At 69.2% G+C, this 22,125-nt stretch carries 19 protein-coding genes; 6 read left to right on the top strand and 13 right to left on the bottom strand.

Features of this window, described 5'->3' with window-relative positions; genetic code table 11:
- From FJV41_RS08990 to FJV41_RS08975, 4 genes are all read left to right on the top strand, one after another.
- The coding region (locus FJV41_RS08990; protein ID WP_181790501.1) for a metal-dependent hydrolase at window positions 1–262 on the top strand (262 nt) is incomplete at its 5' end.
- 3 nt (window positions 263–265) lie between these two features.
- Entirely contained in the window at window positions 266–820 is a 555-nt protein-coding gene (thpR, locus tag FJV41_RS08985) for an RNA 2',3'-cyclic phosphodiesterase (RefSeq protein WP_141642018.1), read from the top strand.
- Between the two features lie 150 nt (window positions 821–970).
- The gene (locus FJV41_RS08980) at window positions 971–1,600 is read left to right on the top strand and encodes a YiiX family permuted papain-like enzyme (protein WP_141642017.1); all 630 of its coding nucleotides are present in this window, start codon (window positions 971–973) and stop codon (window positions 1,598–1,600) included.
- 73 nt (window positions 1,601–1,673) lie between these two features.
- Entirely contained in the window at window positions 1,674–3,740 is a 2,067-nt protein-coding gene (locus FJV41_RS08975; RefSeq protein WP_141642016.1) for a MopE-related protein, read from the top strand.
- A 12-nt stretch (window positions 3,741–3,752) separates the two neighbouring features.
- Here FJV41_RS08975 and FJV41_RS08970 read toward each other — a convergent pair whose 3' ends face one another.
- From FJV41_RS08970 to FJV41_RS08935, 8 genes are all read right to left on the bottom strand, one after another.
- Entirely contained in the window at window positions 3,753–4,520 is a 768-nt protein-coding gene (locus tag FJV41_RS08970; protein ID WP_141642015.1) for a methyltransferase domain-containing protein, read from the bottom strand.
- A gap of 59 nt (window positions 4,521–4,579) precedes the next feature.
- Window positions 4,580–6,799 carry a WD40/YVTN/BNR-like repeat-containing protein gene (locus tag FJV41_RS08965; RefSeq protein WP_141642014.1) on the bottom strand — a complete coding sequence of 740 codons (2,220 nt, stop codon included), beginning with the start codon at window positions 6,797–6,799 and terminating at the stop codon, window positions 4,580–4,582.
- Between the two features lie 159 nt (window positions 6,800–6,958).
- A complete protein-coding gene (locus FJV41_RS08960) occupies window positions 6,959–7,747 on the bottom strand; it encodes a hypothetical protein (protein ID WP_141642013.1) in 789 nt (262 codons plus the stop codon).
- A gap of 190 nt (window positions 7,748–7,937) precedes the next feature.
- A complete protein-coding gene (locus tag FJV41_RS08955) occupies window positions 7,938–8,693 on the bottom strand; it encodes an ABC transporter ATP-binding protein (protein ID WP_141642012.1) in 756 nt (251 codons plus the stop codon).
- Window positions 8,690–9,586 (bottom strand): ABC transporter ATP-binding protein, encoded by an 897-nt coding sequence (locus FJV41_RS08950; RefSeq protein ID WP_141642011.1) that lies wholly within the window; start codon window positions 9,584–9,586, stop codon window positions 8,690–8,692. Before FJV41_RS08950 ends, FJV41_RS08955 begins: the two co-directional genes overlap by 4 nt.
- The gene (locus tag FJV41_RS08945) at window positions 9,583–10,647 is read right to left on the bottom strand and encodes a branched-chain amino acid ABC transporter permease (RefSeq protein WP_141642019.1); all 1,065 of its coding nucleotides are present in this window, start codon (window positions 10,645–10,647) and stop codon (window positions 9,583–9,585) included. Before FJV41_RS08945 ends, FJV41_RS08950 begins: the two co-directional genes overlap by 4 nt.
- 2 nt (window positions 10,648–10,649) lie before the next feature.
- The gene (locus FJV41_RS08940) at window positions 10,650–11,570 is read right to left on the bottom strand and encodes a branched-chain amino acid ABC transporter permease (RefSeq protein WP_141642010.1); all 921 of its coding nucleotides are present in this window, start codon (window positions 11,568–11,570) and stop codon (window positions 10,650–10,652) included.
- Window positions 11,571–12,782, bottom strand: coding sequence for an ABC transporter substrate-binding protein (locus FJV41_RS08935; protein ID WP_141642009.1), 1,212 nt, complete (start codon window positions 12,780–12,782; stop codon window positions 11,571–11,573).
- A gap of 428 nt (window positions 12,783–13,210) precedes the next feature.
- Here FJV41_RS08935 and FJV41_RS08930 point away from each other — a divergent pair, with 428 nt between their 5' ends.
- Window positions 13,211–14,131 carry a YsnF/AvaK domain-containing protein gene (locus tag FJV41_RS08930; protein WP_141642008.1) on the top strand — a complete coding sequence of 307 codons (921 nt, stop codon included), beginning with the start codon at window positions 13,211–13,213 and terminating at the stop codon, window positions 14,129–14,131.
- 158 nt (window positions 14,132–14,289) lie between these two features.
- Here the strand turns inward: FJV41_RS08930 and FJV41_RS08925 are convergent, their stop codons facing one another.
- The 5 genes from FJV41_RS08925 to FJV41_RS08905 all read right to left on the bottom strand — a co-directional run bounded on the left by FJV41_RS08925 (window position 14,290) and on the right by FJV41_RS08905 (window position 19,594).
- Window positions 14,290–15,771, bottom strand: coding sequence for a serine/threonine-protein kinase (locus tag FJV41_RS08925; RefSeq protein WP_246137098.1), 1,482 nt, complete (start codon window positions 15,769–15,771; stop codon window positions 14,290–14,292).
- A gap of 113 nt (window positions 15,772–15,884) precedes the next feature.
- A complete protein-coding gene (locus tag FJV41_RS08920) occupies window positions 15,885–16,181 on the bottom strand; it encodes a hypothetical protein (protein WP_141642006.1) in 297 nt (98 codons plus the stop codon).
- Between the two features lie 94 nt (window positions 16,182–16,275).
- The gene (gene dnaK / locus FJV41_RS08915; RefSeq protein WP_141642005.1) at window positions 16,276–18,099 is read right to left on the bottom strand and encodes a molecular chaperone DnaK; all 1,824 of its coding nucleotides are present in this window, start codon (window positions 18,097–18,099) and stop codon (window positions 16,276–16,278) included.
- Window positions 18,100–18,104: 5 nt separating this feature from the next.
- Complete coding sequence (gene grpE / locus FJV41_RS08910; RefSeq protein WP_141642004.1) at window positions 18,105–18,998, bottom strand: nucleotide exchange factor GrpE; 894 nt, start codon at window positions 18,996–18,998, stop codon at window positions 18,105–18,107.
- Window positions 18,999–19,093: 95 nt separating this feature from the next.
- Window positions 19,094–19,594, bottom strand: coding sequence for a transcriptional regulator (locus tag FJV41_RS08905; RefSeq protein WP_141642003.1), 501 nt, complete (start codon window positions 19,592–19,594; stop codon window positions 19,094–19,096).
- Between the two features lie 223 nt (window positions 19,595–19,817).
- On the opposite strand from FJV41_RS08905, the gene FJV41_RS53560 reads away from it, so the two are divergent.
- Window positions 19,818–22,103 carry a lamin tail domain-containing protein gene (locus FJV41_RS53560; protein ID WP_246137097.1) on the top strand — a complete coding sequence of 762 codons (2,286 nt, stop codon included), beginning with the start codon at window positions 19,818–19,820 and terminating at the stop codon, window positions 22,101–22,103.
- Window positions 22,104–22,125 lie beyond the last annotated feature (22 nt).

The raw sequence follows: 22,125 nt of genomic DNA, 5'->3' as shown, positions 1-22,125 counted from the left end.
CCGCTGGGGTGGGCTGGCGTTCCTCGCGGTGGCGAGCCACGGGCTCCTGGACTCGCTGACGGATGGCGGGCTGGGCGCGGCGTTGCTGTGGCCTTTCTCGAATGCGCGGCTGTTCGCGCCCGTGCGTCCATTGCCGGTGTCGCCCATTGGCGCGGGCATGCTGTCGCCGCGCGGGCTGTATGTCGTCGGCGCGGAGCTGCTCGCCTTCATCCCCTTCTGGGCCTACGCGCTCTGGCCGCGCGGGTCCGCGAGAAAGCGCTGAGCCATGCGACTGTTCACCGCCGTCACGTTGGGGACCACCATCGAGGCCCGGGTCGCCGCCGAGCTGAAGCGGCTGCGCCAGCTCGCGAACCACGCCCGCTTCGTGCGAGTCGAAGGCATCCACCTCACGCTCGTGTTCCTGGGGGAAGTGGAGGCCTCGCGACTGCCCGCCATCCGTGAGGCGCTGGCCTCGGTCGGCCCCCGGCACGCGCCCTTCACGTTGTCGGTGGGCGGAGGCGGCACCTTCGGCACGCCCACGCATCCGCGAGTGCTCTGGGCGGACGTGCATGGAGAGACCGACGCGCTCAAGACCCTGCAGGCCGACACGGCGGAGCAGTTGCAGCCGCTCGGCTTCGAGTCGGAGTACCGCGACTACGCGCCGCACCTGACGCTGGCCCGGAGCCACACGTCGTCCGGAGACCCGGCGCTGCTCCAGTGCGTGAAGGCACTGTCCGGCACGGACCTGGGCCAGGGCCGCGTGGACCGGCTCGTCCTCTTCGAGAGCCGTGGCCCGGAGTACCACCGCGTGGTCGAAGTGCCGCTGACGCGCACCGCCTGACAGCCGCACGCGCGCGCTCCCTTCTCCAGGGAACACCGTCGGCGCCAGGGACGTCACATGCCTCTCGGATGGGGGCGTAGGAGTGAGCCCTGGCATCGAGGCTGCATCGTGAGTCAGCCGGCGTGGCAAACGCCGGAAAGGACAGGGTCCATGCGTTGGCTCGTGTTGTGGGGAGTGTGGTTGTGGGGACTCAGCGCGGTCGCTGCGCCTCGGGAGGAGCTGGCGGCGAAGCTCCAGACCGGGGACGTCGTGCTGCACACCTCGCGCTCGCGGCAGTCCCAGGCCATCCGGGCGGCCACGCACAGCGCGCTGTCCCACGTAGGGCTGGTGGAGGTGACGGCCCAGGGCGTGTTCGTAGTGGAGGCCGTGCAGCCGGTGCAACGCGTCCCGTTCGCGAAGTGGAAGGCGCGCGGCGTGAAGGGCCACATCCTCGTGCTGCGCCCCCAGGGACTCGACGCCGAGCAGCGGCAGCGCGCTCTGACGGCGGCGAAGTCCCACCTGGGCAAGCCCTATGACTGGCGCTTCGGCTGGGGCGACGAGGCGATGTATTGCTCGGAGCTGGTACGCAAGGCCTACGCCCAGGGCGCGGGCGTGGAGTACGGAGCGATGGAAACCCTGGGCTCGCTCGACGTGGCCGGCCTGAAACAGCAGATGCGCGAGCGCTACGGCGTCCAGGTTCCGCTGGAGCAGGAACTGATAACACCCGCGAGCCTTGCTCGTGATGCGCGGTTGTCGGTGGTTCACTCGGATTTCCCGAGTGAGCGCCAGCCCGGGTCATGAATATCCAGGGGTGTATTCAACCCTGACTCGGAGAAGGTGAGCCGAGCCCGGAAGCGCGGATACACTTCGTTTCATGCGACGCCTCCTGCTCGTCCTCCCCCTCCTCCTCCTCGCTGGCTGCAAGAAGGACGTCACCCAGGGCGCGGTCAAGGTCACGGTGAAGTACGGCCCCTTCCTCCCGGGATGCCTCCGGGTGGAGGCGTTCGACGTGGCCAGCGGGCAGACACGCGGCAAGGACATCGTGGGCACGGAGGTGAAGGGGACTCGCGCCGACGGCGGCAGCATGATGGTCGCGCTGATACCTCCTCTCGACTGGGGAGCGTCCGTGGGAGTGCGCGCCACGGCCTTCGAGCAATCCTGCGAAGGCAAGGCCGTGGTCTCCGACTCGCAGCGCGTGACGGTGGAGCTCGACACCGTGCATGCCGTCACGCTGTCCCTGCAGGCCACGGACGCGGACCAGGATGGCTACGTCGGAGAGAGCAGCAACGGCACCGACTGTCGGGACGACGTGCTCGCCATCAATCCAGGCGCCGAGGAGCTCTGCAACGACGTGGACGACAACTGTGACGGCGTCGGCGACACGGTCCACTTCCAGTTGGGAGAGGCCTGCTCGACGTCGGCGGACTGCTCCGGTGTCTTCCGCTGCGGCACGACGGACCGCGCCCGGTTCTGCGACACCCCGCCCAGCAGGAATGTGTATCTGGACGGGGACCAGGACGGCCACGGCAAGAAGGACTCGACGCCCCTCATCGTCTGCGGCGCCACGCCCGACGGCTACACCACCGGCGCTCCGGACGACTGCGACGACACGAACCGCGACATCCGCCCAGGGCTCACCGACCTCTGCGATGACGTGGACACCAACTGCGACGGAGTGAAGGACGAGGGCTTCCCCACGCTCACGCAGCAGTGCACGGATTCGTTCCAGTGCCAGGGAACGAACCAGTGCAACAGCGTCCAGACGGCCCTGGAGTGTGTGACGTCCTCGGTGGCCACCCTGTGGTACCCGGACGAGGACGGCGACACCTTCGGTGGCAACACCGGCATCGTGCAGTCCTGCGTGAAGCCCGCGGGCGCCTATGTCACCAACAGCTCGGACTGCAACGACGGCGACTCGCGGACCCATCCCGGCGCCACCGAGCTGTGCGATGACCTGGACAACGACTGCGACGGCCAGAAGGAACTCCAGAGCGTCTGCCCGGGCGGAAACGCTCCCGCATGGACCAGCAGGAACGTGGGCTCGGGGGGGATGAAGGACTGGTACGCGGCCTCTTCATGGACTCGCGGCGGAGTGTGGGTCGGGGGTGACGACAACCGTCGCGCGCGGCTGCTGCCCACCGGCACGAACTTCACGGTCATCACGGATGACAGCTGCGGCGCCGACGACACCCAATGGCGCGCCATCTGGGCGGACCCCACCACGGGCCGCGCGTGGCTCGGCTCCGAGGGCGGCAAGAAGGCCCACCAGGACACCACCGCCGCGGGCTGCTCCGACATCAGTGACGACAACCGGTGGATTTTTGGAATGACCGGGCTGCGAACCAACAACGTCCTCACGCTCTACGGCGCCAACTCGCCCACGGGCGAGGACAACCAGACCACGGGCACGTCCTTCACCTGGGATGGCGGCGGAACCCTGAGCTACAACGCCGCGAACAACGCGCTCCCCAGCGTCTACAACATCCACGGGAGCGCCCAGAGCCACCTGCTGTTGGTGGGTGGCGCCTCGAACACGCCTCGCGCCTTCCGGTTCAACCCCGCCAACAGTCGCTGGGAGACGGAGAACGCGGAGCAGGACACCACCGGCGCACGGGCACTGCGGGCCGTCTGGGTGGTGAACGACCAGGTCGCGTTCGCCGTGGGCGATGGAGGCACCGTCCTGCGCAAGGTCAACGGCACGAAGTGGGTCAAGCAGGGCTTCCCCAACGCCCATGACCTGACGTCGGTCATCGCCTTCGGCGCGGGGTCCGCCTATGCGACGTGCGCGAACGGCCACATCTACCGCTACAACGGACAGACGTGGACGGAGATTCACGCGGCCTCTGGCGGGCGCCTCAACGACATCACCGGCACGGGCCCCGACGACCTCTGGGTGGTGGGCATCGGCGGGCGAATCCTGCGCTGGCCCGCCTGGCCCTGAGGACGCGAGCGCTCAAGTCCCCCGCCGCGCCACCACGAAGCGGCGGGTGAACAGGAACGGAGTGCCCCGCGCGTGAGCGGGGTACGCGTCGCGCAGGCGCGGCCCCAGCTCCTCCAGGAACGCCTGTCGCTCCGCCTCACCCAGCGCCGCCAGCACCGGCCGCAGCGTCGTCCCCAACAACCACTGCAACACCGCGTCCTCGCCCGGCAGCAGGTGCAGGTACGTGGTCTCCCACGCATCCACCGTCATCCCCCGCCCCGCCAGCAGCGACTCGTACGTCTCCAGCGTCTCCACGGGCCGCCGCCTCACGGGCTCAAGCACCCGGGCGAAGCGCGGCAGCGCCTTCACCTCGTCGACGAGGCGGTGCGAGGGCGCATCGAAGTTGGCCGGCACCTGGAAGGCCAGCACGGCGTTCGGCGAAAGCTTCGCCACCAGTCGCGCCATCAGCGCCGCATGGTCCGGCACCCAGTGCAGCGCCGCGTTCGACACCAGCACGTCCAGCGGCACGGGAGGCGCCCAGCCCGCGAGTTCCCCCACCTCGAAGCGCAGGGAGCCCGGCGCGGGACGGCGGCGCGCCTCCTCCACCATCTCCACCGAGGAGTCCACGCCGTACACCGTCGCGCCAGGCCAGCGCTCGGCCAGCACGCGCGTCAAATCCCCCGTCCCGCACCCCAGGTCGGCGACATGCGTCGGGGCGGCAACGTCCACCCGCGACAGCAGCTCGAAGAAGGGCCGCTTCCGCTCATCGCGGAAGCGCGTGTACTGCGACGGGTCCCACATGCCAGCCTCCCGGCGGCGTGCTCGCGCCGCGCACCGGGAGGTCTAATCCACCCGCCCGCTCAGCGCTCGATGCGCAGCACCTGAAAGCCCTTTCCCGCGCTTCCGAAGCCGCTCACGTTCTCCATCCGCACCACCAGCTCCCCGGAGGGCAACACACCCCACACGTCCGCGCGCGCCAGGTCGGCCCCGCTCACCCGCTCGTGGCGCCGCGCCTCCTTCCACGTCTGCCCATCCCCGCTGGTGAACAGTCGCGCGGAGACATCACCCGGCGCCTGCACGTCCCCCGCGCTGGACCAGGCCGTCCCCAGCACCCAGCCGCCTCCGGGCGCGGCGACCAGCGAGTACGCGGGCCCCGGCAGCTCCCGCACCGTGCTCACCCGGCCGTCCACGGACAGCCGCAGCAGCTTCGGGTGCTCGGGCTCGAACAACGTGGACTGCCCGAGCAGCAGCGAGCCATCCGCCATCACCACGCCCGCCACCGCGTTCGCCCCGTATCCCTGGAGCAGGGACTTCCACGTCCGCCCGCCATCCGTGGAGCGCAGCACCGCCGCCTGCGTCTTGTTGCTGCCCATCAGCGCCCACAGCGCCCCCGTCACCGGGTCCGCGACCAGCGCATAACCATGCCGGTGCGCGGTGAGCGTGGAGCGCACGGACCAGCTGGCCCCGCCATTCGTGCTCGCCCACACCCGCACCGGCGCGGAGGACGAGGTGAAGCTCTGGTACTCGAGGAAGAACCACGTGCCGCCCAGCTCCGCGAAGCTGCGCGGCCCCATCGCCCGGTAGCCCCCCAGGCTCACCTCGTCCTTCCACGTCCTGCCGCCATCCGTGGAGCGCTGGAGGTTGTACACACCGCTGTGGCTGGCCACCGCCACCAGCGTCCCGTTCGCCATCGCCGCCAGCGTCCACAGGTTTCCCCCGTCCTGCCCGCGCGCGGCCCAGGTGGCCCCACCATCCGTGCTCGCCATCAACCGCGAGCGCTCGCCCCCCGCCGCGAGTCCATAGAGCGTGCCCGCGCCATCCACCGCGAGCAGCTCGTGGCTCGCGCTGGAGCGCACCAGCTCCAACGAGAAGGGCCCCTCGGGCGGCTCCTCGTCGAGCACCCTCGCCACGCGCGACACGGTGCCTCGCGAGCTCGCGTCCGGCGATTCGCCATAGAGACACGGCACCTCGGTGCTGCCCTCCGGCAGCACGTCCACCGCGTTGGGATAGCCCTTGAACGTCGCGTCCCCATCGAGCGTCACCGCGTCGCTCAAGCTGCCGTCCGGCAGGAGGGCGCGCACGCGCAGCTCGTAGTGCTGATTGAGCACGCGCATGCGGTTGTAGAAGATGTACAGCGTGTCGCCGATGCGGGTGATGGCGGCCTGAATCGCCCAGTCGGACGTGCTCTCCACCAGCTTGCGCGGCCCGAAGGACGTCCCGTCGAAGCGCCGGTAGTACAGCCGCTCCTGCTCGTCCTTGTAGACCAGGTGCATGCCGCCCCGGCCGTCCGCCACCGCGCTCAGTGCCGCGCCGTGGTAGATGCCGTCGGAGAAGGCCTCGCGCACCGGCCCCCAGTCCTCCACGGGGTCCGCGTCGTCTCGCACCCGCATCCGCGTGGGCACGAAGCCATCATGCATGGCGTAGACGAAGACGAGCTTCGTCCCCACGCTCAACAGGCGCCCGCCTCCGCGACGGCGAACCTTGTCCAGCACCTGGGGCGCGCCAAAGTCCTGTCCGTCATCGGTGGACACCGCCACCACCGCCGTGGAGCCGCCATCCACCTCCACCCGGAAGGCCTGGACCCAGAAGCGCCCCCGCGAGTCGCGCGCCAGGAGCGCCCGCGAGTAGCCCGTGCTGTCATCCACCGCATTCAGCACCCGCACCGCGGGCTCGGGTGTCCAGGTGTCCTCCGAGGACTGGTAGCGCCACCACTGGAACCAGACATCATGGCGTCGGGAGGGCGCCAGCTGCGGACCCTCGTACGAGTAGACGAGCGCCACGTCCCGGCCCACCGCCAGGAGCTCCGCCCGGTCCGTATGCGTGGAGTCCGACTGGATGTCCCCCACGCGCCGCACGGTGCGCAGCCCGTCCTCGGAGCGGTACAGGACCAGCCCCTTGCCCTCGGTGCCACCGTGCTGGATGGCCACCAGGAAGCTGGGGGGACGACTTCCACCTCTGTCGATGCGAACGATGTGGCGCTGCGCCGGGAGCGTCAGGGCATTGCCCCCACTCACCGGAACCAACGCCGAGCCGCCCGCCGCGAGCACCACGGCGAGCAAGGCCCCAGTCAGCCCTGTCATGAATCCCCTCCCCCGAACACCGAGGAGGAAGACTGTGGGCGGTCAGGGGGAGAAGGAAGCCGCCCCGCACCACCAGGGCGCCCCATTCCTTTTCAAGTGAACGGGGCGCCTGTCATCAAGCACACGCTCCCGCGAGCGCGGGCGTGCACCAACGACGGACTACTTCGTGCGACGGCGCTTGGCCGGAGCGGCCGTGCCCGCGTCCTGCGGACCCGCGTCGGGAGCAGTCGCCTCGACCGCGGCACCCTCCGCGCCGACACCCGCGTCACCCGAGCCGGCATCCGCCGCGCCCGCCGCGCCCGCGCGCGGAATGGCCGGAGGCGGGTTGACGAGCTGGAGCGAGCCCAGGAAGTCATCCGCCGCCGGAGCGCCGATGCTCGGGTTGTAGAGGACCAGCATGGTGTAGAGGCGCGGGCCCACCAGGTAGTTGCGCGCGCGCACCTCGCCGTTGGGCGAGGACACCGTGTAGGACTTACCGGGGTAGCCGTCGAGCGTCAGCTCCTGCTCGTTGCTGACGGTGCCCTTGAGCTGGTTGGTGAGGCCGTCGCGGCCCTCGTTCAGGAACGCCTCGGGCGGCCGGCTGGCGACGACCTTCTCCGGGTAGTCAGCGATGCTGACCGAGTAGATGACGCCCTCGGGGGTCTGCAGCGAGTAGGCCGCCGTGGACACCTCGCCCGCGGGGATGTTCACCTTCTGGCGCTGGACCTGAGGCTGGCCCGGCATCTTGACGTTGAAGCCCTCCTCGGCGCTCACGGGGTTGAGCTGCGGGCCCGCGGCGGCCGGCTGCGCGCCGCCCGTCTCTCCACCCTCGTTGGGCAGCTCCTCCACCGTGGAGGTCGCTTCACCAGAGTTGTTGGAGCTGCTGTCGGTCTTCTGCGGACCGACGCACGCGAGGGCCATCAGCGCAAGGGTGGCAATCGAGGCAAGGAGGCGGGACAACGAAGGCATGGGCGCGCTTCCTGAAATGAGTTTGGGAGAGTTGAACGCGGTGCGTCGGACGACGCTAGACGAACTGCTCGACTTCTGACTACCCGAGATTCGGAGACCCGCCAGTTTCCAGGTGTCACGAGGACCCCAGAAGCGTCGGCGGCAGGACGAACGTGGTGCGCCGGGAGGCGGAAACTCGGCCTTCCAGAGCCTACTCGCCCAGATAGGCGCGGCGCACCTCCGGGCTCTCCAGCAGCGCTTTACCGGGGCCGGCCATCACCACTTCCCCTGTCTCCAGCACGTAGCCGTAGTGGGCGGAGTTGAGGGCCAGGTGCGCGTTCTGCTCGACGAGCAGCACGCTGACGCCCGCCTTGTTCACGTCGCGCAGGGTGCGGAAGATGGTCTCCGTCACCTGCGGCGCAAGCCCCAGCGAGGGCTCGTCGAGCAGCAGCAGTTGGGGCCGGCTGAGCAGCGCGCGAGCGATGGCGAGCATCTGCTGCTCTCCGCCCGACAGCGTCCCGGCCATCTGGTTGCGCCGCTCCTTGAGCACGGGGAAGAGCGTGAAGTTCTTCTCCATGTCCGCGCGGATGTCCGCGGTGTCCCGGCGCAGGTAGGCCCCCAGCTCCAGGTTCTCCAGCACGGTGAGGTTGGGGAAGATGCCGCGCCCTTCCGGTGCGTGGGCCATGCCCCGGGGCACCAGCTGGTGCGCCTTGAGGGACGTGGTGTCCTGCCCGCTGAAGCGGATGCTCCCCGCGCTCGCCTTGAGCATGCCGCTCACCGCGCGAAGGGTGCTCGTCTTGCCCGCGCCGTTGGCGCCGATGAGGGCGACGACTTCACCCTTGCCCACCGTCAGCGACACGCCCCTGAGGGCCTGGATGGCGCCGTAGTGGACCTTGATGCCCTCCACCGCCAGCAGCGGGGGGAATGCCTGGCGCTCACCCAGCGTCTTCACCTGCGCCTCGCTCACGCCGCTCCTCCGTGGCTCTCCAGGTAGCTGTCACCCAGATACGCCTCGATGACCTTCCGGTCGCTTCGCACCTCGGCCGGAGCGCCGCGCGCAATCGTCTCGCCGTGGTCCAGCACGGTGATCTGCTCGCAGATGCCCATCACCAGCTTCATGTCGTGCTCAATCACCAGCACGCCCAGCTTGAAGTCATCGCGCAGCTTGCGGATGAGGACCATCAGGTCCGCCTTCTCGCGCGTGTTCATGCCCGCGGCGGGCTCGTCCAGGAGCAGCACGCGGGGCTGGCTGCCCAGCGCGCGCGCGATTTCCAGCCGGCGCTGCTCGCCGTAGGGAAGGTTGCGCGCCTCCTCGTCGCGGCGGTGCGACAGGCCCATGACCTCCAGGAGGTGCTCGGCCTGCGCCGTCAGCCGGCGCTCCTCGCGCTGGAAGGACGGGGTGAGCAGGAGCGCCTTCCACCAGTCCGCGTAGTTGTGGGCCGCGTTCGCCAGCTTCGCGCCCACGCCCATCCGGGACTGGTGCAGCGCCGTCTGCGCGCGGCAGGCCACCTTCACGTTGTCCAGCGCGGTGAGCGCGCGGAACAGGCGGATGTTCTGGAAGGTGCGCGCCACGCCCAGCAGGTTGATTTGATGCGGCTTGCGCCCGTTCACCTTCGTGCCGCTGACGAACACCTCGCCCTGGGAGGGCTGGTACACGCCGGTCAGCACGTTGAACGCGGTGGACTTGCCCGCGCCGTTGGGGCCGATGAGGCCCTGCAGGTCGCCCTGCTGGATGGAGAGGCGGAAGTCCGTCAGCGCCTTGAGGCCACCGAACTGGATGCTCACCCCGTCCGTGCGCAGGAGCGCGGCGGACTTCGTGGCCGGAGCGACAGGGGCCACCGGCTGCGCGTTCGCGCTCATGCCAGCCCCCTGCGCTTGCGAGGCAGCCACCGGGGCAACACGTCCCAGATTTCCTTCGTGCCGAACAGACCCTGGGGACGCGACAACATCAACACGACGAGCAGCAGGCCGTAGATGGGCATGCGAATCTGGTCCACCCGCTGCGCCAGGCTGCCCTCGGTGCCCAGCGCGCCGAACAGCGAGCGCATGCCTTCGGGCAGCAGCGTGAGGAAGATGGCCGCGACGAACGCGCCGGTGGTGGAGCCCAGGCCGCCCAGCACCACCATGACGACGATTTCCATCGAGCGCACGAAGGTGAAGGAGCCGGGGTTGATGATGGGCACGAAGTGGGCGAACAGCCCGCCGGCGATGCCCGCGAAGAACGACGAGAAGACGAAGGCGCGGACCTTGTAGCCGGTGGTGTCCACGCCCATGGCCTCGGCGGCCACCTCGTCCTCGCGGATGGCCCACAGGCTGCGGCCATGGCTGGAGCCGGCGAGCCGGCGCGCGGCCAGCACCACGAGGAACACCCAGAAGAACACCATGCCCGGGCTGGAGTACTGGGGGATGCCCGACAGGCCCAGCGCGCGGCCGAACGCGTCCGTGTTCTGGACGAAGACGCGGATGATTTCGCCGAAGCCCAGCGTGACGATGGCCAGGTAGTCGCCCCTCAGGCGCAGCGAGGGCAGACCCACCAGGAAGCCGCACGCCGCGGCGGCGGCGCCCCCCGCGAGCAGCGCCAGCAGGAAGAGCACCTGGTCGCTGGCGGCCACGGGGAGGAAGGACAGCGCCACCTCCTTGAGCTGCAGGGAGGTGTAGCCCGCGATGTACGCACCCACGGCCATGAAGCCCGCGTGGCCGATGGAGAACTGGCCCGTCATCCCGTTCACGATGTTGAGGCTCACCGCGAGGATGATGTTCACCCCGACGACGGACAGCAGATACGTCGCGAAGTCGGAGCCGGTCAGCGACCAGTGGAACAGCGCGAGCGTGGGAATCGCGATGACCAGCGGAAGGATGCCGCGCAGCGCGGGGGGGACGAGCGACGGTGCCTCGGGGATGGAAAGCGCGGGGGATTCCATCGTCACACCTTCTCCGCGGCGACCCGGCCGAACAGGCCACCCGGCTTCACCAGCAGCACCAGGATGAGGAAGCCGAAGGCCACCGCGTCCCGCCAGGTGCTGGCCGCGTAGCCCACCACGAACTCCTCCACCAGCCCGAGCACCAGCGCGCCCACCACCGCGCCCGGCACATGGCCGATGCCGCCAATCACCGCGGCGACGAAGGCCTTGAGGCCCACGTACAGGCCCATGAGCGGGCTCACCGACGTGTCCTTGATGGCGTAGAGCAGCCCCGCGCCCGCGGCCAGGCCGCTGCTGAGCATGAACGTCAGCGCGATGACGCGGTCGGTGGGGATGCCCATCAGCGCCGCCACCCGGTGGTCCCAGGAGACCGCGCGCATCGCCCGGCCGAAGCGCGTGCCGAAGACGAGGTACTGCAGGGCCACCATCAGCCCCACCGCGATGAGGAAGCTGATGACCTGCCAGTTCCAGACGACGACGTCCCGGTCCCCGATGATGAGCCACTCCTTGGGCTCGATGATTTCGGGGAACGCGCGGGGGCTGGCGCCCGGCAGGAAGCCGATGTCCAGCTGGAAGCCGTAGGAGAGCGCGAAGGAGATGCCGATGGCGGTGATGAGCGCCGTCAGCCGGGGCTTCTCGCGCAGGGGCCGGTAGGCGAAGCGTTCAATGAGGAAGCCGAACAGCGCGCACCCGAGCATGGCCACCGCGAACACGGCGGCGATGCCGAGGAACGAGCCGCGCGCCTCGCGTCCAATCGCGAAGGCGGTGGCGTAGCCCATGTAGACGCCGACCATCATGACGTCGCCGTGGGCGAAATTGATGAGCTTGAGGACGCCGTAGACCATCGTGTAGCCGAGCGCGACGAGCGCGTAGATGGTTCCGGCGGCCAGACCGTTGATGAGGTGCTGGAGGAGCTGCGCCATTTAGGGAGAGATGGTCGTCACATACTGCGTCTTGCCGTCCCCGACCTTGAGGACGACGGCGGACTTCACGGCATTGCGATTGTCATCCAGGGTGACGGTGCCCGCCACGCCCGGGAAGTCCTTGGTCTGCGCGATGGCATCCCGCACCGCCGGACCGCTCAGGTCCTTGGCGCGCTTGAGGGCTTCCACCGCCACGCGGGCCGCGTCGTACCCCAGCGCCGCGAGCGCGTCCGGCACACCGCCGTACGCGGCCTTGTAGTCGGCGATGAACTTCTGCACGCGGGGGTCCGGGTTGTCCGGCGAGTAGTGGTTGGAGAAGTAGCTGCCAGAGATGGCGCTGCCGCCCAGCTCGAAGAGCTTCTCGGAATCCCATCCGTCGCCGCCCATCAGGGGGACCTTGAGGCCCACCTCGCGGGCCTGGCGCGCGATGACGCCGACCTCGCTGTAGTAGCCCGGGACGTAGATGCCGTCCGGCTGCGTCTTCTTGATGGCGGTCAGCTGCGCGCGGTAGTCGGTGTCGCCCTGGCTGTAGCTCTCCGTCGTCGCGACCTTGCCGCCCATCTCCGTGAACTTGCGCGTGAAGACGTCCGACAGGTCGATGGAGTAGGCGCTCTTGTTGTCCTGGAGCACCGCCACCTTGCCCAGCTTCAGGTCCTCGCGGGCGAACTTCGCCATGACGAAGCCCTGGAACGGGTCGATGAAGCACACGCGGAAGATGAAGTCGCCCTTCTGCGTCACGGTGGTGTTGGTGGACGAGGGCGTAATCATGGGCACGCCCGCCGCCTGCGCCTTCTCCGCCATGGCCAGCGAGTTGGACGAGGCCACGTCGCCCAGGATGAGCACCACCTTGTCCTGCGTAATCAGGCGGGTGGCGGCCTGCGCGGCCTCCTCCGGCTTGCTCTGATTGTCGTAGACGCGAATCGCCAGCTTCTTGCCATTCACGCCGCCCGCGGCGTTGGCCTCCTTGAGCGCCAGCTCGATGCCGTTGCGCGTGGAGATACCGAAGGTCGCCTGACCGCCGGTGAGCGCGCCCACCTGGCCCAGCAGGATGGTGTCGGAGCCAGCGGCGGGTGTGCCGCTCACCGTGCTCCCGGACTGACCCTGCGCGGCCTGCGTGCCAGCCTCACCGGAGGGAGTGGGCTGCGTCTTCTTCTCACAAGCGCCCGCCATGACGGCGAGCGCGGCGAGCAGCATCGGGGCAAGGCGTCGCATGCGGAGCAATCCTCCTCAACAGGGGGTGCTGCGATTCAAAGCCCCGGTTTTCTAGGGGAGCCCTCTCCATGGGTCAAGCGCGCTGCCAGACAGGCCCTCCCCCCACGTACCCTCCGTGCGGCGCGTCACGCGGGGTTCCGGGCCCGGGCGCCGGAGGGGACCGAGGCGTTTCGCGCGCCCATCCCACCCCCCAAATGCCGCGGTCCTCGGGGGAAGCGCCCGTGAACCTGGAGGACGACGCCCCCTGGAGGAGAAGGCGATGCACGCCGGGAGAGGGCAGGCAACCCCCGTCGGGGGCAACCACGGGACCGAGCCCCTCGCGCTCGTGTTGCCACGGCACTGTTCATCCCCGGACCTGTTCCCACCTTCCGGTTGATGGAGTGGTGGACCGCGCCCTCCATCCAGCCAGTCAGCAGGAGGAGCCAGCCATGTTCCAGCGCAAAGACGTCAGGGAAGGAATGGCCGTCCGCAGCATCGACGGCGAGAAGCTCGGCAAGGTCTTCGCCATCGGCGACGACGCATTCCACATCGAAAGGGGCCTGTTCTTCCCGAAGGACTACCGGGTCGCCTTCACGGAGGTCAGCGAGATTCGCGACGGAGAGGTGATTCTCAACCGGGGCAAGGAAGCGCTCCAGCAGGTCTCCGACGCGGAGCGCGCCAAGGCCACCGCGGGCACGGGCGTAGCGGCCGGAGCCGTGGGCCTGGCCTCCGAGCGCACGACGACCACGAAGGAGACGCGGGTACGCGACGCGGACCTGGGCACGTCCCGGGGCTCCGTCACGTCGCTGCCTGGCGCGAACCTGGGCACGGACGCCAACTACGCGGCCAACATGCGGGCGGACACCGACATCCGCAGGGGCGACACCCGCCTGGAGACCGACAGGCGCCTGGAGACCGACAAGCGCCTGGGCACCGAGATGAGGCGCGACGCCGACGACATCTCCATCCCCGTCCACCGGGAGAAGCTGACGGTGGAGAAGCGCGACACGCAGGCGGGCGAGTTGCGCGTGCACAAGGACGTGGTGGAGGAGGAGGAAGTGGTGAAGGTCCCCCTGCGCCACGAGAGGGTCCGCGTGGAGCGCCGGGCGGCGACGTCGGACAAGCCCGTGGTGGGCGCGACGTTCAAGGAGGAGACCATCGTCGTCCCGCTGCACGCCGAAGAGGTGGACATCACCAAGCGCTCGGTCCTGGACGAGGAGGTCGTCATCCACAAGGACGTCGTCGAGGAGGAGCGCCGCATCACCGAGAGGGTGCGCCACGAGAACGTGGACATCCGCACCGAGGGCGAGGTCGACGCGCCTCGCACGCTCAACGCCACGCCCGACGACCCGTCGCTGCGTCGTTCATGAAGTGACGCCCGGGCACCTTCCGCCCGGGCGCTCGCTCGGCCTGGAATGGGGCGGGAGCCCCGCTCCGTCTTCTGGAGTGGGGCCGGCCCCCCCTGCTTCGACTCAGGTGGGGCCACAAGCCTTGCTCCGTCTGGAGTGAGCCCCGGTGCCCACCTGAGTCAGGGCGCGGCCTTCTTCTGGGGCATGGGGCGAGGCTCCGTGTCGATGTCCTCCTGGGGAGGCCACCCCTCTGGGGGAGCCCGCACGTCGCGGGACGCCACCGGAGGCTGTCCCCCGGCCTCCGTGCGGTCCAGCCGGTTCAGCTCTCGCAGCCGGTCCGGGAAGTGCCGGGCCATCAGCCGCGACAGCTCCGTGTCCTTCGCCGGCGTGACGATGTCCAACAGCCGCTCCGCCATCTCCTGCGCGCTCGCGAAACGCGCCGTCGGAGACTTGGCCAGCGCCACCTCGAGCACCTCCCACAAGGGACGGGAGATGGTGTCCGGCCGCGTCAGGCGCTCGTCGCAGATGGCCTGCATGGACCGCAGCTCGTCTCCCCTGTCAAAAGCGCGCCGCCCGGTGAGCGCCTCGTAGAGGATGAGGCCCATGGCGAACAGGTCGCTGCGGGCGTCCAGCCGCTGCCCCCGGGCCTGCTCCGGCGACATGTACAGCGGCTTGCCCTTCACGATGCCCGGCAGCGTCATCGTCCGCTGCGCGCGGACTTTCGCCACGCCGAAGTCCAGGACCTTCACCTGGCCGTCGAAGCCCACCATCAGGTTGTGCGGGGACAAGTCCCGGTGCACCAGGTGCATCGGCTTGCCGTCCTCGCCCTTGAGCAGATGCGCCGCGTGCAAACCATGCAGGGCCTGCACGACAATCGCCGCCGTCTGCTCGGGCGTCAGCGGCCCCTTCTGCGCGCGCAGCAGCCGGTCCAGGTCCACGCCCCGCACCAGCTCCATGGCGATGAAGTACGCCCCCTGGGCCTCGCCGAAGTCATAGACGTGCACGAGGTTGGGGTGCGACAGCCGCAGGCCGATGCGCGCCTCGTCCAGGAACTGCTGGACGATGGCCGGTTCCGCCGTCAGGTGCGGGAGGATGCGCTTGAGGGCCACCAGCCGCCCCAGGCCCTCCGGGCCTCGCGCCCGCGCCACCAGCACCTGGGCCATGCCACCGGTGCCCAGCGGCGTCAGCACCTCGTACTTGCCAATGCGCCCGCGCGGCACCGGAGTGTCATCCAGCGCCAGTTCGTCCAGCCGCTCCAGGGGCCCCTGCCCGTCCATCAGCGCCAGGAAGGCCAGCACGGCCGTGTCCAGCTGCTCGCCGATGGCCTCCACCAGCTTCATCACCAGCCCGCCACCGTCCGCGAAGCCGCCCTCCACCGCCAGCCCCAGGCCGCCCAGCTCCAGGTTCCCCAGCTTCAGCCGGGTGCAGAACAACATCCGCCCGTTCTTCAGCCGGTGGGGCCCCCGCCAGCTCGCGGCCTCGAACACGTCCGCGCCCAGCTCGCCCAACACCCGCGTCAGCACCGGCCCGCGCGTGCCCCGCAAGGACACGAAGCCCGCGGGCGCGTGCACCATGCGCGCGCACTGGGTGAGGAAGACATCCAGCCCCGCGTCCAGCGTCAGGCCGCGCTGGAGGCAGTCCTCGAGGATGTCGTCCGACATCCGATGAACCGCCACCAGGCCGCGCAGGAACGCGACCTCTGTCTCCAACGAAGGGAATTCCACGGGCCCATTACACACCCGCACGAGCTTCCCCGGAAAGTCTGGGGTTGCCGCTAGACGCGCTCGCGGTCCTTCAAGGACACGCTACCGGACACCCGCTCGGCGGTGGCCGAGGGCAGCGGCAGGGCACGACCGTCGATGAGGCCATGGACCTCCAGCACGTGCTCCAGGTGGGCCACGCGCGCCCTCAGCATGGCCGTGTCCGGGTGCTGGCCGAGCTGGGCCTCGCGCAGCCGGATGAAGGCCTCCATCACCGGCTTGAGCGAGAAGCGCAGCGTCAACCCGAGCAAGGGGATGCCGCACGTCATCGCCACCACCAGGACCATCACCACGCCTTCGACTGGATCCATGACTCGGTACCTCGAAACGGACAGGGGGTGATTCACCTACGCGGGAGGCGCGGAGATGATTGCACGCCCCCGTCCGAAATCCGGGGGTGCTCGTTCAGCTCGCCTGGCCGGTGTAGATGGCGTCGGCGATGCGGTAGGCGCTGCCCTCCAGGCGCTGGAAGGCCTCCTTGAGGGCCACCGCGTCGGAGGTGTTGAGCATGCCCTTGAGCCGCTCCAGGTCCGTCCTGATTTCCTCGCGGTCCTTCTCCGACAGGAGGCTGGCGTACTCCTCCAGGCTCTTCTCCGTCGTGTAGATGAGGCCGTCGGCGTTGTTGCGCAGCTCCGCCAGCTCCTTCTTCTTCTTGTCGTCGGACGCGTGCGCCTGCGCGTCGGAAATCATCCCCTGGATTTCCGCCTCCGACAGACCGGAGTTGCTCACCACGCGCACCTGCTGGACCTTGCCGGTGCCCAAATCCTTGGCGCTGACGTGGACGATGCCGTTGGCGTCGATGTCGAACGACACTTCAATCTGCGGCACGCCGCGCGGCGCCGGGGGGATGCCCACCAGTTCGAAGCGCGCCAGCGTCTTGTTGTCCGCCGCCATCTCGCGCTCGCCCTGGAGGACGTGCACGCTCACCAGCGGCTGGTTGTCCACCGCGGTGGAGAACACCTGGCTCTTCTTGCAGGGGATGGTGGTGTTCTTGTCGATGATCTTCGTGAAGACGCCGCCCGCCGTCTCCACGCCCAGCGACAGCGGCGTGACGTCCAGGAGGAGGACGTCCTTCACCTCACCCTTGAGCACGCCACCCTGGATGGCCGCGCCCACGGCGACGACCTCGTCCGGGTTGATGCCCTTGTGCGGCTCCTTGCCGAAGAACTCCCGCACCTTCTGCTGCACGCGCGGCATGCGCGTCATGCCGCCGACGAGGAGCACCTGGTTGACGTGCTGCGCGCTCAGGCCCGCGTCCTTCAAGGCAATCTTGCAGGGCTCGATCGTGCGGTCGATGAGGTCCGCGACCAGCGCCTCGAACGTGGAGCGGTCCACCGTCTCCGTCAGGTGCTTGGGGCCGGACGCATCCGCGGTGATGAACGGCAGGTTCACCTCCGTCTCCGGCGCGCTGGACAGCTCGTGCTTGGCGCGCTCGGCGGCTTCCTTGAGCCGCTGGAGCGCCATGCGGTCCTTGCGCAAATCCAGCCCGTTGTTCTGCTCGGCGAAGCGCTTGGCCAGATAGTCGATGAGCCGCTGGTCGAAGTCCTCGCCGCCCAGGAACGTGTCGCCGTTGGTGCTCTTCACCTCGAACACGCCGGCGGTCAGCTCCAGGATGGAGATATCGAACGTGCCGCCGCCCAGGTCGTAGACGGCGACGCGCTCGGTGCCGCCGTCCTTCACCTTGTCCAGGCCGTACGCGAGCGCCGCCGCGGTGGGCTCGTTGATGATGCGCAGGACGTTGAGGCCGGCGATGCGGCCTGCGTCCTTGGTGGCCTGACGCTGGCTGTCGTTGAAGTACGCGGGGACGGTGATGACCGCCTCGGTGACGGGCTCGCCGAGGTAGTCCTCCGCCGTCTGCTTCATCTTCATCAGGATGATGGCGGAGACCTCCGGCGGGCTGTGGCCCTTGCCGCGAATCTCCACCCACGCGTCGCCGTTGGGGCTGGTGGCCACCTTGAACGAGCTGACGCTGATGGCCTTCTTCGCCTCCGGCGAGTCGAACTTGCGGCCGATGAGCCGCTTCACCGCGAAGACGGTGTTCTCCGGGTTGGTGATGGCCTGCCGCTTGGCAATCTGGCCCACCAGCCGCTCACCGGAGTCCGTGAAGCCCACCATCGAAGGCGTGGTGCGGCTGCCCTCGCTGTTGGGAATGACCACCGGCTCGCCGCCTTCCATGACGGCGACGCACGAGTTGGTCGTTCCGAGGTCGATTCCTATCACCTTGCCCATGACGCTTACTGACTCCCCCCGGAAGTGCTGTCCGACTGCTGCTCGGTCGCCTCGGCACGCGGCTCACCGTCCGGCGAGGACGGCGCCTCCGCGGACTCGGGCGGCGTGTTTGACGTGGTGTCGACGGGCGCTGGCGCCTCCGGCGCGCGCGCGACGACGACGAGGGCCGGACGCACCAGCCGCTCGTTGAGGAAGAAGCCGCGCACCACCTCGAAGGCCACGTGGCCGACGGGGACGTCCGCCGTCTCCACCTGCTGGATGGCCTCGTGCATGCGCGGGTCGAACGGCTGACCCTTGGCGCTGAAGGACTTCACGCCGTGGCGCGCGAGCGCGTCCTCGAAGGACTTGCGCGTCATCGCGACGCCCTTCTGGAAGCTGTCGATGTCGGTCGACTTGGCCGCCGCCTCGAGCGCGCGGTCCAGGTTGTCCATCACCGGGAGCAGGTCCTTGAGCAGCTTCTCCGAGCCGAAGCGCTGGACCTCCTCCTTCTCCTTCTGCGCGCGCTTGCGGTAGTTCTCCAGGTCCGCGGCGGCGCGGACCATGCGCTCCTGCGCATCCTTCGCGCGCTCGTGCGCCTCGCGCAGCCGCTCCATCGTCTCGCGGCCCTTGGCCTGACTGAATTCGACCTGCGCCTTGAGCGACTCCACCTCCTCGCGCAAGGCGGCGACCTCTTCGGCTGTCGCCGGAGTCGCCACGGGGTCTTCGGGAATCGCGGAAGACTCGGGGGAGGCGACGAGGTCCTCGTCAGAGGCGGCGGCCTGGGGGGCCTCCACCTCGATGACGGTCACCTCGTCATCCTCCATTCGACGCTCGACGCTGCGGACCGCCGCGTCGATGACGTCCTGCCCGATTTCCGCCTGGATGCTGTCCTTTTCGCTGGAGCCGGCCACGGCGCGCACTATCTCACGCGCCGCACACCGTTCCAACTGGCGGGAACGACTGGCGGAACCCGGACCCGAGGTATGTGCGGGCGCGATTCAGGCGGAACGGAACTTCACGCTCCGGCGGTGGGCTTCTTGGCGCGGCCCATCGTCTTCTTGGAAGCCGGGGCGGCCTTCTTCGCCGCCCGCCCGCCCGCCTTCTTGGCGCGGCCAATGGACTTGGTGCCCGCCTTCTTCGTGGCGCGAGGCTCGGCCTTCGGAGCCGGGGCCTCGGCGGCCGGGGCTTCGGGGGCGCTGGCGCGGGAGGCGCCCTTGGCCTTCTTGCTGGCGGGAGGCTTGGTGGTGGCCTCGTCCTCCGGATGGAAGGCGCGCTCCACGGCGCCCTCGACCTGGCGCACGGCGGTTTCAATCTTCTCCGCCGCCACCTTGGTGGTGCTGGCCGCCCAGGTGCGCAGCTGCTCCAGGCCCTCCTTCACCTTGGCCTGCTTCTCCGGGTCCTTCACTTCCTTGAGGAGCCGCTGCGCCTCGCCGCGAAGGTCGTCGGTCGTGCGCTTGAGCTCGTCACCGGTGCGCTTGAGGAACTCCATCAACTGCTTGTCCCACTTCTCGGCCATTGAGCGTGTCCTCTCGTCGGGCGGCGGCAGCCCCCCATGGTTCCCGCGACTCTCGAATATGTCACGGACGACGCGGACGGCCATTGCCGTTCCAACGCAGCGCGACTTCCTGGGGCTCCGTCCGTGTTCGAGGGTGTCATCGTCGCGCAACAGGGATTTCGCTAGAGTGTCTCGTTTCAAATGCGGGCCCGGCCGATGGCTCGCCCTGCTGGAGCCCACATCCATGTCTCTCATCCGCGCCGCCGGGGCACTCGTCGTCCTGGCCTTCTTGAGCGCCTGTTCGGGAAGCCGCCACGATGACCCAGGCGGGGGCCCCAAGCTCCCCACCTCCGAGCTGACCGACACCACGGTGGGCGCCACCTATGAGGTGCACCTGACGGCCACGGGTGGCACCGCGCCCTTGAGCTACACGCTGGAGACGGAAGTCCCCCCGGGCTTCTCCTTCTATTCGGCCGACGGGAAGCTCACCGGCCCCGCCAGCGCCTCTGGAGAGTTCTCCCTCCGGGTGAGCGTGCGGGACGTGGAGAAGAGCGTGGATACGCGGACGTACAGCCTCAAGGTGTGGCCGGCGCCGGTGCTCTCCGCCGTCTCGCCGTCCGCCGCATTCACCGGCAACGGCTACACGCACACCTTCTCGGTGGCGGGCGGGCGTCCCCCGCTGACGTTCTCCGTGGCGGAGGGCTCGCTGCCCTCGGGCCTGTCGCTGACGCAGGACGGAGAGGTGACGGGCGTGGCGGAGCTGGCGGGCACGAAGACCTTCACCCTGCGGGTGCAGGACGCCAGCGGCGTGAAGGCGGAGGGCCGCTTCTCCCTGGAGGTGAAGCCCGGCACGGGAATCCCCGATGGGGGCCCTTCGACGAGCTTCCCGCTGGCGGTGGGCAACTGGAACATCGAGTGGTTCGGCTCCCCGACGGAGGACCCGGCGGACGACGCGCTCCAGCTCGCCAACGTGCAGTCCGTGATTGGCGACGCGGGCGTGGACGTGTGGGGCCTGGGGGAGATGGTCAACACGGCGCAGTTCAACACGCTGAAGGACCAGCTGCCCGGGTACGAGGGCTTCCTTTCCAATGACCCCACCGTGACGTTGGGACCCACCTACTACTCGTTCAACGAGCAGAAGGTGGGCCTGCTCTACAAGACGGGGCTGGTGGAGGTGCGCCAGGCGCAAATCGTCCTGAGCGAGTACGAGGATGACTTCGCCGGCAGGCCGCCGTTGCGCGTGGACCTGCGCATCACCCGAGGCGTCTCCAGCGTGGACCTGACGGTGCTGGTGCTGCACATGAAGGCCATGACCGGGGCGGACGACTATGCACGGCGGCTCGCGGCGGGGCAGCACCTCAAGGACTACCTGGACTTCAACCTCCCCACACAGAAGGTGATGGTGGTGGGTGACTGGAACGACGACGTGGACGGGTCCACCACGACGAACCCCAGCACGGGGGGGAAGTTCGACACACCCTACCGCGACTTCGTGGACGACACCGTGCGCTATGCCTTCGTCACCCAGGCCATGTCGCTCCAAGGGGTCGCCTCCACGGTGAGCTTCTCGACGTTCATCGACCACCAGCTCGTCAGCAACGAGATGCTGGCCCACTACGTCTCCGGCTCGGCCGCCGTGCTGCGGCCGAACATCCCCAGCTATGGCTCCACCACGTCGGACCACTACCCCATCATCAGCCGCTACAACTTCGGGGAGGTGCCGGAGCACACCGTGAAGCTCACCGCGCCCAACGGCGGAGAGTCATTGAGCGCGGGCGTGGCGTTCGACATCACCTGGACGTCGGCCGGGGTGAACACGGTGCGGCTGCAGTACTCCCTGGATGACGGGCTCACGTGGAGCGACATCGTCGCGTCCGTGCCCGCCACGCCCGCGACCTACACCTGGACGGTGCCCGCGGTGGAGTCCTCCACGGCACGGGTGCGCATCAGCGACGCGCAGGATGGCGCCCTCGCGGACGTGAGCGACAACGTGTTCCTGCTGAACCGTCCGGTGCCCACGTTGTTCATCAACGAGTACCTGCCCCACCCGAACAACGTCTCGGGGACCCCAACGGTGGACTTCGACAAGATGTTCGTGGAGATCCGCAACACCGGCACCACGGCCGTGGACCTGGGCGGCTACTCCATCCACGACGAGGAGTCGCGGCGGGGCGACAAGCCCGCGCGGCACGTCTTCCCCGGGGGCACGATGCTCCAGCCCGGCAAGGTCTATACCGTCTACTCCGGCGCGTCGGCGGTGCCCTCGGGCGTGCCCAATGTGGCGTACGCCAACGGCGGCGACGGGCTGCGCTTCAACCGGGGCCAAAACACGGGCAGCTCCGGCGACACCGCCTTCCTCGTCCGCCCGGACGGCTCCGAGCAGGACAAGGGCAAGTACGTCAACGCGACCCAGGGTGTCTCCTACAACCGAAACCCTGACGGCTCGGCCGCGGGGAGCTGGGTGCCGCACAACACGCTGTCCTCCTCGACCGCGTCTCCCAGAACGCGCGTCGACGGCTCGGCGTTCTGACCGGCCGAGGGTGAAGTCCGCT

It is taken from the genome of Myxococcus llanfairpwllgwyngyllgogerychwyrndrobwllllantysiliogogogochensis (assembly GCF_006636215.1).
Taxonomy (GTDB): domain Bacteria; phylum Myxococcota; class Myxococcia; order Myxococcales; family Myxococcaceae; genus Myxococcus; species Myxococcus llanfairpwllgwyngyllgogerychwyrndrobwllllantysiliogogogochensis.
The sequence above is the reverse complement of the archived record's forward strand: the minus strand, read 5'-3'. Positions and strand labels throughout refer to the sequence as shown.